We start from the raw sequence: 12,242 nt of genomic DNA on the forward strand, positions 1-12,242 counted from the left end.
CATTCACACCCATGTCCGGGGGCGGAAGCGGTTCGCCCGCTCCACCATGTCGATCCTCTCCTCGCCGCGCTGAGCGAGCCGGGCGAGCACCCGGTAGGAGCGTTCCAGTCCGAAACGCAGGGCACGCTCGTCCAGTTCGCTGCCCAGCAGTGGGGCCCGTGCGGCCCCCACACCGGGACTACCGGAGAGTACCCAGTCCAGCGCCTTGCCCAGCACCTCTGTGGACAACTGTTCGCGGCGGACCGCGTCCAGCCCGAACTGCTGTAGCGCGGACACCTGGCCGGCCGCCGCCGTCAGGTCTCCGAGCAGGGCTTCCCGGGGCGGGCGCCGCCGAAGCCTGGCCCGTACGGCCGCGACGCGGGCGGCCGTGTAGTGGATCGACGCCTCGGGCACCGACTCCAGCGCGTGGACCGCGCCGGGCCGGTCGCCGGCCGCGAGCCGGACCCGCGCGAGCCCGAACGCGGCGCTGACGTAGCTCGGGTCCGTCGTCCACACCAGGCGGTAGTACTCGGCCGCGTTGTCCAACTGGCCCAGCACCTCGGCACATACGCCGAGCGCCAGCTTGGGCGCCGGTTCGCCGGGGAACGCGTCGTAGATCGCGTCGAACGACAGCGCGGCGTTCGCGTCGTCGCCCGTCGCCAGCGACACGATCCCGCGGTACCAGACGACCCGCCAGTCGTCCGGGTGCTGCCGTTCCAGGGTGTCCAGCAACCGGCCGGCCGACTCGGTCTCGCCCATCTCGAGGCGGGCGCGCAGCTCGCGCAGCCGCAGTTCCGGGGAGCCCGCCGGGGCGGAGCGCAGCGCGGCGATCAGCTCCGCGGGGGCGGACGCCAGCAGCCCGGCCAGGAAACCGGCGTTCGGGTCGCCGGGGTCGACGTGCGGTACGGGCAGCGCCAGCGCGGTGACGCGGGCGTCCAGCGGGGCGAGCAGGGGCGCGCCGGGCGCCCCGGACGCGGCGGCCGTCACCGCCCCCGCCCCCGCCCGCGGCGCCGGCACCGCACCCGCCACGGCGACCCCGGACCCCGCGCCGGGCCCCGTACCGAACGCGCCACCCGCCACAGCCGCCCCCGGCCCGCCACCCGCCACAGCCGCACCCGCGCCCGAAGCAGTCACCGGCGCCACCGCCGCCACGGGCACCACCGCCGTCCCCGCCGCCACGCGCCCGCCCACGCCGGGGGCCCGTCCCGCGACACGCGCGCGTGCCCGCAGGGCCAGGCCCCTGGGGACCTCGCGGGCGCCGAGCAGGGAGACGTCGGCGTCGTCGGCGGCGAACAGTTCCGTGTCGGGGACGCGCACCTCGGGGCCGAACAGCGTCGACAGGGCCGGGCGGGGGCGGCCGGTCTGGAGCGCGACCACCTCGCGCAGCACGCCCGTCAGCTGGTCGGCCATCTCCTGGGCGGAGGCGAACCGGCGCGCCGGGTCCGGGTCGGTCGCGCGTACCAGCAGCCGGTAGAACGACTCGTACGTCCGGAACACCTCGATGTGGTCCGGGTTCGGCAGCGAGTCCACGAACACGTTCGTGTAGCCCTGGAAGTCGAACGTCAGCACCGCCAGCGTCCGCGCCACCGTGTACAGGTCGGACGCGACCGACGGGCCGGTCTCCGCCACCTCGGGCGCCTGGTAGCCGACCGTGCCGTAGATGGCCGACTCGTCGTCGTCCATCCTGCGCACCGCGCCCATGTCGATCAGCTTCAGCTGGTCCTCGGTCTGGATCGCGTTGTCGACCTTGAAGTCGCAGTACAGCAGGTTCCTGCCGTGCAGGTGCCCGAGCGCCTCCAGGGCCTCGATGCCGTACGCGCAGGCCTGCTCGACCGGCAGCGGGTCGCGCCGCCCGTCCGTCCCGCGCCGCTCGTTGGCGATGTCCTTGAGGGACTTGCCGCCGACGTACTCCATGACGATGTAGCCGTCGAGGGAGCCGGTCCGCTGGTCCAGGTGCTCCACGAAGTTGTAGATGCGGACGATGTTGGAGTGCTCGATCTCGGCGAGGAACCGGCGCTCCGAGATCGCCGCCGCCATCGCGTCCTGGTCGCCGGTGTCCAGCAGGCCCTTGAGGACGACCCACCGGTCGGAGACCGCCCGGTCCACCGCGAGGTAGACCCACCCGAGGCCGCCGTGCGCGAGGCACCCGGCCACCTCGTACTGGCCGTGCACCACGTCACCGGCGCGCAGCTTCGGGACGAACGAGTACGGGTGGCCGCACTTGGTGCAGAAGCCCTCGGTGCGCCCCGGTCGGTCACCGCGGGCCCGGCCGACCGGCGCCCCGCAGTCGGACCGCGAGCAGAATCGCTTCCGCTCCGGCACCTCCGGTTCCGCCATGACCACCGACCGGGGGTCGGGGCGCGGCACCGCCGGGACGGACACGAGCCCCGCGCCCAGCCTGCCCCGCCCGGACTGGCCGGTGGACGAGCCGGAGCTGCGCACCGACACCGACCGGGACGAGCCCGTGCCGCCCGACAGCGAGCGCGACAGCCGCCCCGACACCGAGCGCCGCGACGACCGGGAGGACCGCGATGACCGCGACGACCGGGACGAGGAGCGCGAACTGCCGGTCGAACCGCGCCCGCCGCCCGCGACGCCCGTGGGCGGCGACGACACCATGCCCGACGGCGACACGACCGGCGCCAGGCCGCACGTGTCGCAGTACAGCTCGCCGCCGCCCATGTCCTCGTAGTGGCCCTCACAGCCGGGCCGCTGACAGTCCCTCAACTCTTCCCCCTACGGTCCACGGTCCACGGGCCCGGCACCCGACAGGGCCTCGGCGGCCGCCCGCTGGTAGCGCAGCACCGCCTGCTCGGCGGCCCGCAGGTCGCACGGGGCGCTCCACAGCATGCGGCGCGCCACGTCGTACCGCTCGATCAGCAGCGGGTCCTCCGCCAGGCCGTGCCGGGCGACCTTCGCCCGGTACGCGTCGAGCCGGCCGCGCAGCTCCGCCCGGACCGCCAGCGGCGCGGTGACCGCCGTCAACTGTTCACGGGCCCGCAGCAGTTCCTCCTCGGCCTCCTGCTCCAGCGCCTCCAGCAGCGGCGACAGCCGGTGCCACCGCGCGTGGCGGCGGTGGTCGGCGGCCGCCGCCAGGCGCTCCTGGAGAACGGTCGGCGGACCGTTCACCACCGGTACCTCCGAGGCGGCGATCTTCGCCAGCACCTCGCCCCGGGCCGCCCGCGCCTCGGTGAGCGTCCGGTCGGCGCGCGAGAGGACGTCCCGCAGCCGCAGCAGCCGGGCCTCCGAGTCCTGCCGCACCTGGAGCACCGCCTCGATCTCGCGGCGCACGTCCTCCAGCGCCCGGGCCGCCCGGTCGTAGCGGTCGGTGTCCGGCCGCCCGCCCCCGGGCGCCGAACTGCCCAGGGCGGGGCGCCAGAAGGCCAGCGGGTCGGTCACCACCTGCGAGCGCAGCGTCGTCAGCTCGTGCGTGATGGACTCCAGGTCGTCGCCGGCCGGGTGCTCCCCGGGGCGTACGCCCACCGAGTGCGCCAGCGAACGGGTGCGGCGCAGCTCGGCCGCCAGCAGGTCTATCCGGGCGGGCAGGGCCGACCACACGGCGTCCGCCGTCACGACCATGTCGAGGGAGCTCGCGTACAGCTCGTTCATCCGCTCCACCAGCCGCTCCAGCGTGAACCGTTCGGCCAGTTTGGACGGTGTGCCCGACACCGTCACGCTCTCGCCGCGCAGCCGCTCCGTCAGCTCGGCCAGCTCCTCGCGTCCGGGCCAGCGCCGCCGGGCGCGCACCTCGCGCACCTCGTCCAGCGCCTCCGTGTACGCGTCGAAGTACGTCCACAGCAGGGTGATCGTCTGCTCGGTGCCGGCCCAGCGGTCCTTGGTCGTGCCGGTCAGCTCGGCGCCCTCGAGGAGCCTGCGGCCCGCGTGGTCCTGGAGGGCGAGCAGCGAGTCCTCCACCGCCTTGTGCTCCGCCCCGAGCCGCGCCAGCGCACGGTCCACCTCGTCCCGGTCCATCACCGGCCCTGGAGGTCCCGTGACGCCCATCGATCACCTCTCCACTCGTCCACAGGGTCAGTTGGTGCGGTACTTCGGCGCCGGCGGGCCGGCTATGCCGGGCAGGACGGGCCGCAGCCACTGGTCGTACGCCTTCGTCCAGGGGCCCTTGCGGTAGTCGACCAGCACCGCGTTGACCCGCCGTACGAGGTCGTCGTTGCCGAGCTTCGCGGCGACCCCGTAGTACTCGGTGGTGAAGGGCTTGCCCTTCAGCTCGACGGCCGGGTCCTGGGCCGCCTGTCCGGCCGCCAGCGCGTTGTCCGTGACGACCGCGTCGACCTCGCCGAGCTGGAGCCGTACGAGACAGTCGAGCTGGTTGGGCACGGTGTGGACGTCCTCGTCCTCGGGCCGGTCGTCGTGCGCGTCCCGGTAGACGGCGCCGAACGAGTTCCGCGCCAGCGCCTCGTACGCCGTCGAACCCTCCGCCGAGCAGACCCGCTTGCCCTTGAGGGACGTGTCGTAGCCGGTGACCGGGGAGTCCTCCGGGGCGAGGACCTGCTGCCCGGCCTGGAAGTAGGCGGTGGAGAAGGCGACCTGCTCGATCCGCTTGCAGTTGATCGTCATCGTCCGCACCACCAGGTCGACCGTCCCGTTCTCCAGGGCGGAGATCCGCTGGTTGGTGGGGACGGCCCGGAAGATGACGTCGTCCCGGCTGCCGAGGATGTCCTCGGCGATCGCCCGGGCCAGGTCGATGTCGAAGCCCTCCAGCCGGCCGGTCGCCGGATTGCGGTACCCCCACCGGTAGCTGTTCTGGTCGACGCCGACGACCAGCTTGCCGCGCGCCTTGATGGCGTCGACGGACGGCCCGTCCGCGGTGGACGGCGGCAGGGAGGCCTCCGGGTCCTGGCAGGTGTCGGCCCTGACGGGGAGGGCGCTGTCCGCGCCGGACACCGCGGAGCGGCCGGGTCCGCCGTGGGACAGCGGCACCAGGGTCAGCGCGGCGGTCAGCCCGCACGCCACGGCCATCGCCGCGACCCCGCCCCAGCCGCGCAGCCGCGCGGCGCCCCGGGCGGCACGCGCGCGCCACCCCCTCGGGCCGGTCCGGCCGGGCGGCCGCCCGGGAACCGGCTCCGTGCCGTCGTCGCCCTTCATCGTGCCTCCCCTCGCCCTCACCGGTACTCCGACAGCCTGCGGTTGACGCCCATGACGGCGCCGGCCGCGCCCACCACGGCCAGCGCGGCGGCTCCGGCCGGGAGGCCGGTCAGCGCGGCGCGCCCGTCCTCGGCGGCGCGGGTGAACTCGCCCTGCTCGTGGTCGCGTGCGCGTTCCAGCGCCGCGTCCACGTCGTCGAAGGACTCGCCGGTGGAGCCGTCGGGGCCGATCACCCTGGCCAGCGCCCCCTCGTAGTTGCCCGCGTTGTCCGTCTCCCGGGCGTTCTGGTGCCGGTCCTTCCACTCGGAGACCCGCGCCGAGGCCTCCGTCACCGGTGTCCTGCCCGCGCTGTCGTCCGCGAGCGCGGCCGCCCGGTCCAGCGCCGCGGTGAGCCTGCCCATGCCCGTGCCGTAGTCGGTCTCGTACTTGTCGCTCTTGCCGTCGGCGGTCAGCACCGCGCCGCGCGCCACCAGGGTCAGGTTCTCGTTCGCCCGTGCCTTCAGGGAGTTGATCCGCGCCTCGTTCAGCACCTTGAGGGAATTCTGGCCGTGGGCGGTGGCCTCGTCGAGGCCCGCCCGCGCCACCGCGTGCCCGGCCGCCAGCCACAGCAGCACCACCGTGGACGCGGCCGTGGCGGCCAGCAGCCCCTGGTTGAACACCCGGTGGGTGCGCAGGTACGAGCGGCGCTGCGCCCACAGAAGGGCGGCGAGCGCCACGATCCCGGTGCCGAGTGACAGGAACGGCCACGTCCGGGCGTCCCGGTCGTCCTGGCCCAGGCGCGCGGTCTCCGCCTCGTACAGCCGCTCGGCGGCGGGCAGCAGCCGGGTGCTCATCTGCTGGTTGGCGTAGCGCAGATAGGCGCCGCCCAGCGGCAGGCCCTGGCGGTTGGCCGCGCGGGCGCGCTCGACGAGGCCCGTGTAGCGCGGCAGGTGTTCGTTGAGCCGGCCGATGTCCCGGGCGGATGCGGACGACGCGTCCGTGTGCGACGCGGCCTTGACGAGCAGCCGGGACGCGGTGGTGATGTCCTCCTCGTACCGCTCGCGCACTCCGGCGGGCTCCTGCGCGCCGGCCAGGAAGCCGCCCGCCGCGGCCGTGTCGGCGTCCGCCAGGGAGCGGTAGATGTCCGCCGCGTCGGCGCTCAGCGGCTGACTGCGGCTCACCACGTCGTCGGCCGCCGCCGCCCGGTCGGACACCTCGAACGCGGTGACCGCCCCGAACGCCACGACCAGCGCGGCCAGTACGGCCCCCAGGATCCGGAGCCGCCCAGGCTCGGTCGTCGCGGCTCCACGCAGCCGGGCCGCCCCCTCGGCCCACGCGCCCCGCCCGGCGGGCGGCCCCCCGGGCGCCGTCACGGGGTCCGGTCCCGGTGCCGGCGGTGGCGGCGCGCCGGGCGGACCCGGCACGGCCGGTGCGGCCGGCGCGTCCGGTGCGTATGTCACGTGACCTCCCCCTCGGTCGCTCACCGCAGTATGGCGAAAGGGGCCGGTGTTCACACCAGGCTTGACTCGATCTTGTCCTGCTGTGCCCGCCGCCCCGCTCGCACCACCCCTCGATCTCCCCACCCTGTATACGCCGTACGCACCCCGGAGGTTCCCTACTCGGGGCCCCGCGCGTAGTGCGCCCGCAGCCTGGCCCGCGCCCCGGCGGGGGCGCCGAGGCGGTCCAGGCCGAGCAGCGCGGCGCCCAGGACGGGAGGTTCGGTCACCACGTGGACGGTGGCCCTCGGGGCGCGGGCGGCGAGCAGTTCGGTGATCCGGCCGTCCAGCCGGGGATGCCGGGCCGCCAGCACGCTGCCGCCCAGGAGGACCGGAACCTCCTCGTCCAGCAGGCCGAGCCGGTCCAGGGCGACCGTCGCCAGCGCGACGACCTCCTCCGCCTGCCGCTCCACCAGCGAGCGGGCCACCGGGTCGCCCGCGGCGCCCGCCGCGAACAGCACCGGCGTCAGCTCGTGCCGCCGCCCGGCCGGGATCCGCCCCAGGTGCAGCGCCTCGACCAGCGCGTACACCGAGTCCAGGCCGAAGTGCGCCGGGAGGGCCCGGGCCAGCTCCGTCGGCTCACCGCGCCCGTCCTCCGCCCGCGCGGCGCACCACAGCGCCTCCTCCACGAGGAACGAACCCCCGCCCCAGTCGCCGGAGATCCGGCCGACCGACGGGAAGCGGGCGGTGCGCCCGTCCGGCAGCATGCCCACGCAGTTGATACCGGCACCGCACACGACGGCCACCCCGCGCGGCTCGTCCACGCCCGCCCGGAGGATCGCGAACGTGTCGTTGCGGACCTCGACCGTCCGCCCCCACGCGCGCGCGTGCAGGGCAGCCGTCAACTCGGCCTCCTCGGCGGGGAAGTCGGCGTTGGCCAGGCACGCCGACACGTGCCGCGCTCCGGCGACGGGCAGGCCGGCGGACGCCCGCGCCTCGCCGACGATCGCCGCCAGCACGTCGAGCGCCGGCCCGACGCCCACCCTCGGCGGCTGGAAGCCCGGCCCGCGCGCGGCGGCCAGGACCGTGCCGTCGTCGCCGACGAACGCCACGTCCGACTTGCTGTTGCCCGCGTCGATCGCGAGGACCGCGGCGGTCACGCCCACGCCAGGTGCTCCCGGTTGTGCGCGATCAGCCGGTCGGTCAGCCCGTCGGCGAGCGCGTACTGGCCGATCAGCGGGTGCGCCAGCAGCGCCGTGAACACCCGGTCGCGCCCGCCGCGCACGGCGGCCTGGAGCGCCAGGTCCTCGTAGGCCGTCACGTGCGCGACGAGCCCCGCGTACAGCGGGTCGAGCGCGGGCACCGGCAGCGGCACCGCGCCCTCGGTGTCCACGGCCGCCGGCACCTCGATCACCGCGTCGTCCGGCAGGAACGGCAGCGTGCCCCGGTTGACGGTGTTGACCACCTGCGTGCCCGGCCCGGAGCCGCCCAGCAGCGCCGCCGCCAGGTTGACCGCCGCCTCCGAGTAGAAGGCGCCGCCCCGCCGGGCGAGCAGCTCCGGCTTCTCGTCCAGCGCGGGGTCGCCGTACATCGCCAGCAGTTCCCGCTCCATGGCGGCGACCTCGGCCGCCCGCGACGGCTTCGTCCCCAGCTCCCGGACGACCTCGTCGTGGGCGTAGAAGTAGCGCAGGTAGTACGAGGGGACGACGCCCAGCCGGTCGAGCAGGGCGCGCGGCAGCCGCAGGTCGCCGGCGATGGTGTCGCCGTGCGCGGCGAGCAGCTTCGGCAGGACGTCCTCGCCGTCCGGCCCGCCGAGCCGCACGGCCCGCTCCCAGGTCAGGTGGTTGAGCCCGACGTGGTCCAGGTGGACGGCGTCCGGTGCGACGCCCAGCAGCCGCGCGAACCTCCGCTGGAAACCGATGGCCACGTTGCACAGCCCGACGGCCCGGTGGCCCGCCCGGAGCAGGGCGCGGGTGACGATCCCGACCGGGTTGGTGAAGTCGATGATCCAGGCACGGGGGTTGGACCGCCGTACGCGCTCGGCGATGTCCAGCACCACCGGCACCGTGCGCAGCGCCTTGGCGAGCCCGCCGGCGCCGGTCGTCTCCTGGCCCACGCAGCCGCACTCCAGCGGCCACGTCTCGTCCTGGTGCCGGGCCGCCTGTCCGCCGACCCGCAGTTGCAGCAGTACGGCGTCGGCGCCGTCGACCCCGGCCTCCAGGTCGGACGTGGTCGTGACGCGCCCGTCGTGGCCCTGCTTGGCGAAGATCCGCCGGGCCAGTCCGCCGACGGGTTCCAGCCGGTCGGCGTCCGGGTCGATCAGGACGAGTTCCCCGACCGGGAGGGTGTCGCGGAGCCGGGCGAACCCGTCGACCAGTTCGGGGGTGTAGGTGGAGCCGCCCCCCACAACAGCCAGCTTCATGCCCGTCTCACCCTTCGCTCCGGACGGTGTGACGCCCTCGGCGTCCGTACAGGGCCGGGGGAAGCGGGGCTGTGCGCTTCATGCGGTGACTCCTGAGGTGGGGTTCAACGGGAGGTGTCGAAGACGTCGTCACGGGTCGCGGCCAGCGCGCTCTCCAGCGCGCCGCGCAGCACGGGGTCCTGGCGTACGCCGCCGGTGACGAGCCGGGGCCGGGACGGGGCCAGCTCGGCCAGCTCGGCCGCCACGCGCTCGCGCAGCGGCTCGCCCCCGGCCGTGATCACCTCGCCGGACAGCACCACCAGCTCGGGGTCGAGGACGGACACGAGCGCGGCGAGCCCGGTGGCGAGCCCGGTCGCGAAGGAGCCGAGCAGCCGGGCGTACGGGCCGGGCCCGGCGTGCGCGGCCCGCCGCACCAGCTCGGCGGCGACCTCGGCGTGCGTACCGCGCTCCCCGCGCCGCCCGCTCGGTACGTCCTCGATGCCACACTCGCGGGCCAGCCGGGCCACCGCCCGGGCGCCCGCCAGCTCCTGGAAGCCGCCGCTGTTGGCCCTGGTGACCTGCCGCACCAGCGGTGTGCCCGGCACGGGCAGGAAACCGACCTCGCCCGCGCCGCCGGTGAAGCCGCGGTGCAGCCGGCCCCCGAGCACCAGGGCGGCGCCCAGGCCCTCCTCGTTCCACAGCAGGACGAAGTCCCGATGCCCCCGCGCGGCCCCCAGCCGCTGCTCGGCGACCGCGACCAGGTTCACGTCGTTCTCGTACCCGACCGGCATGGGCAGCGCCGCCGCCAGCTCGTCCAGCAGCGCGGGGGAGTGCCAGCCCGGCAGGTGGGCGGCGTACCGCAGCCGCCCGGTCGACGGGTCGAACGCGCCGGGGGTGCCGATCACCAGCCGGTGCACCTCGCCCCGGGTGATCCCGGCCGCCTTCACGGCCCCGTCCAGCGCGTCCGTCACCTGCCGTACGACGTCCCCGGCCGCCTTCCTCGGGGTGGCCAGGCCGAACTCGCCCAGCACCGTGCCGGTCACGTCGGCGACGGCCGCGCGGACGCGCCGCGGGGTGACGTCGAGCCCGGCCACGTACGCGGCGCGCGGGTTCACGGCGTACAGCCGGGCGCCCGGCCCCGGGCGCCCCTCGGTCACGCCGGTCGCCACGACGAGACCGGCCGCCTCCAGCCGCGCCAGCAGCTGCGACGCGGTGGGCTTGGACAGTCCGGTCAGCGTCCCGATCCTGGTCCGGGACAGGGGCCCGTGCTCCAGCAGCAGGTCGAGCGCGGCCCGGTCGTTCATGGCCCGCAGCACGCGCGGCGTGCCGGGGGTGGCCCCGGAGGCGCCGGTACCGGTCACGGGGAAACACCTGCCTCACCGGTGGGGAACCACTGTCAGGAAAGTTTCCTGTCGGAGTGGCTGGACGATAGGGCGGCCGGGAGGAGCACGTCAACAGGGCGCCCCCGCCGCGACGGCGGGGGCGCCCTTCCGGGGCGGTGTCGCCCTACTTCGTCAGGTTCGCCGGCGGCGTCAGCGGGGTGGCCGCCACCGACTGGGGCGAGGTGGTGGAGGCGTAGGCGGAGGGGGCGGCCATGCCGGCCGTCGGGTCGGCGGGCGTGTCCTCGGCCGGAACGGCCGGGAGACCGCCCACGATGCGGATGCCGACCTCGTCGAAGGCCCGCTTGATGCGCCAGCGCAGCTCGCGCTCCACCCCGAGCGACTTGCCCGGCATCGTCTTGGCCGCGAGCCGGACGGTCATGGAGTCCAGCAGCACCTCGGTGAGGCCCAGGACCTCCACCGGGCCCCACAGGCGCTCGTTCCAGGGCTCCTCCTTGGCCAGGGAGTCCCCGACCTCCGCAATCACGGTGCGGACCCGGTCCAGGTCCTCCGTCGGGCGGACCGTCACGTCGACCGTCGCCGTCGACCAGCCCTGGCTGAGGTTGCCGATCCGCTTGATCTCGCCGTTGCGGACGTACCAGATCTCACCGTTGTCGCCGCGCAGCTTCGTCACCCGCAGCCCGACCTCGATCACCTCGCCGGAGGCGACGCCCGCGTCGACCGAGTCGCCGACCCCGTACTGGTCCTCAAGGATCATGAAAACGCCCGAGAGGAAGTCCGTGACCAGGTTCCGGGCGCCGAAACCGATGGCGACACCCGCGACACCGGCCGAGGCGAGCAGCGGCGCCAGGTTCACGTTGAACGCGCCGAGGACCATCAGCCCCGCGGTGCCCAGGATCAGGAACGACGCGACCGAGCGCAGCACCGACCCGATGGCCTCCGAGCGCTGCCGGCGGCGCTCGGCGTTCACCAGCAGACCGCCCAGCGCGGAGCCCTCGACGGCCTGGGCGCTGCGGTTCATGCGCTCGATGAGCTTGGTCAGCGCCCTGCGGACGAGGTGGCGCAGCACGATCGCCACCACCAGGATCAGCAGGATGCGCAGACCGGTGCTCAGCCAGGTGGACCAGTTCTGTTCCACCCAGCCGGCGGCCTCACCGGCCTGCTTGGCGGCTTCGTCGAGCGACACCGGCCTGGGCGAAGGGTCGGCAGCCGGAACGGCGGACCTGAGCACGGCGGGAACCTCCAGGATGGACAAGCGGACTAATTACATTAACGGGGCACTCGGAGGGGTTCGTTGCCATGTTCGAGGGAGAGCTGCGTCTCACCTGGGGATGATCAGGGTGTGGTCGAAAACACTTCGGGCCCGTTACCGGTACGTGGTGGCGCTTCGACCTGGCATGAGGAGAGACTGAGAGCAGATCGTCCCGGCGCGAGCCACGCGCCGCCGGCGTTATAGGAGGCATCCGTGCCGCATGTCCTGGTCCTCAACGCGTCGTACGAGCCCCTCGGCGTCGTACCGCTCCGCCGCGCGCTCGTCCTCGTCCTTGAGAACAAGGCCATCTGCCTCGAGGAATCCGGCGCCTTCATGCACAGCGCGACCCACGTCATCGCCGCACCCAGTGTGGTCCGCCTGAAGCGGTTCGTGCGGGTCCCCTACCGGGGGCCCGTTCCTCTGACCCGCAAGGCCCTCTTCGCCCGCGACGGCGGGCGCTGCATGTACTGCGGTGGCGTCGCAACCAGCGTCGACCACGTCGTGCCGCGAAGCCGCGGCGGGCAGCACGCCTGGGAGAACGTCGTGGCGGCCTGCCGCCGCTGCAACCACGTCAAGGCCGACCGGCACCTGAGGGAACTGGGCTGGCGGCTCCACCAGCAGCCCGCCCCGCCGACCGGCCTGGCCTGGCGCATCATCGGCACCGGACACCGCGACCCGCGCTGGCTGCCGTACCTCCAGCCGTACGGCGCCGACGACGCCATGGCCCGCATCGACCGGGTCTCCTAGGGTCT

The 12,242-nt window shown here is 74.8% G+C and carries 9 protein-coding genes; 1 reads left to right on the plus strand and 8 read right to left on the minus strand.

What is annotated here, in order from left to right; translation table 11 throughout:
• Positions 1 to 3: 3 nt before the first annotated feature.
• From EIZ62_RS21720 to EIZ62_RS21755, 8 genes are all read right to left on the minus strand, one after another.
• Positions 4 to 2,661 carry a serine/threonine-protein kinase gene (locus EIZ62_RS21720; RefSeq protein WP_156696536.1) on the minus strand — a complete coding sequence of 886 codons (2,658 nt, stop codon included), beginning with the start codon at positions 2,659 to 2,661 and terminating at the stop codon, positions 4 to 6.
• A 54-nt stretch (positions 2,662 to 2,715) separates the two neighbouring features.
• Positions 2,716 to 3,981, minus strand: coding sequence for a hypothetical protein (locus EIZ62_RS21725; RefSeq protein WP_156694325.1), 1,266 nt, complete (start codon positions 3,979 to 3,981; stop codon positions 2,716 to 2,718).
• 27 nt (positions 3,982 to 4,008) lie between these two features.
• Entirely contained in the window at positions 4,009 to 5,082 is a 1,074-nt protein-coding gene (locus EIZ62_RS21730; RefSeq protein ID WP_156694327.1) for a glutamate ABC transporter substrate-binding protein, read from the minus strand.
• Between the two features lie 17 nt (positions 5,083 to 5,099).
• Entirely contained in the window at positions 5,100 to 6,485 is a 1,386-nt protein-coding gene (locus tag EIZ62_RS21735; RefSeq protein WP_156696538.1) for a hypothetical protein, read from the minus strand.
• A 191-nt stretch (positions 6,486 to 6,676) separates the two neighbouring features.
• Positions 6,677 to 7,663 carry an N-acetylglucosamine kinase gene (locus EIZ62_RS21740; RefSeq protein WP_156694329.1) on the minus strand — a complete coding sequence of 329 codons (987 nt, stop codon included), beginning with the start codon at positions 7,661 to 7,663 and terminating at the stop codon, positions 6,677 to 6,679.
• Positions 7,654 to 8,919: a 6-phospho-beta-glucosidase gene (locus EIZ62_RS21745; RefSeq protein ID WP_156694331.1), complete on the minus strand. Its 1,266-nt coding sequence runs from the start codon at positions 8,917 to 8,919 to the stop codon at positions 7,654 to 7,656. Before EIZ62_RS21745 ends, EIZ62_RS21740 begins: the two co-directional genes overlap by 10 nt.
• 104 nt (positions 8,920 to 9,023) lie before the next feature.
• Positions 9,024 to 10,202, minus strand: coding sequence for an ROK family transcriptional regulator (locus tag EIZ62_RS21750; protein WP_156696539.1), 1,179 nt, complete (start codon positions 10,200 to 10,202; stop codon positions 9,024 to 9,026).
• Positions 10,203 to 10,404: 202 nt separating this feature from the next.
• Positions 10,405 to 11,484 carry a mechanosensitive ion channel family protein gene (locus tag EIZ62_RS21755; protein WP_244376257.1) on the minus strand — a complete coding sequence of 360 codons (1,080 nt, stop codon included), beginning with the start codon at positions 11,482 to 11,484 and terminating at the stop codon, positions 10,405 to 10,407.
• 219 nt (positions 11,485 to 11,703) lie between these two features.
• Between EIZ62_RS21755 and EIZ62_RS21760 the strand changes: the two genes are divergently transcribed.
• A complete protein-coding gene (locus tag EIZ62_RS21760; RefSeq protein WP_156694333.1) occupies positions 11,704 to 12,237 on the plus strand; it encodes an HNH endonuclease in 534 nt (177 codons plus the stop codon).
• Positions 12,238 to 12,242: the final 5 nt, after the last annotated feature.

This window comes from Streptomyces ficellus (genome assembly GCF_009739905.1).
GTDB lineage: Bacteria > Actinomycetota > Actinomycetes > Streptomycetales > Streptomycetaceae > Streptomyces > Streptomyces ficellus_A.

What these genes read in the sequence shown, in the direction of transcription:
- EIZ62_RS21720 (WP_156696536.1), bottom strand. Translation starts at nt 2,661, where the DNA reads ATGGGCGGCGGCGAGCTGTACTGCGACACGTGCGGCCTGGCGCCGGTC.
- EIZ62_RS21730 (WP_156694327.1), bottom strand. Translation starts at nt 5,082, where the DNA reads ATGAAGGGCGACGACGGCACGGAGCCGGTTCCCGGGCGGCCGCCCGGC.
- EIZ62_RS21725 (WP_156694325.1), bottom strand. Translation starts at nt 3,981, where the DNA reads ATGGGCGTCACGGGACCTCCAGGGCCGGTGATGGACCGGGACGAGGTG.
- EIZ62_RS21745 (WP_156694331.1), bottom strand. Translation starts at nt 8,919, where the DNA reads ATGAAGCTGGCTGTTGTGGGGGGCGGCTCCACCTACACCCCCGAACTG.
- EIZ62_RS21750 (WP_156696539.1), bottom strand. Translation starts at nt 10,202, where the DNA reads ATGAACGACCGGGCCGCGCTCGACCTGCTGCTGGAGCACGGGCCCCTG.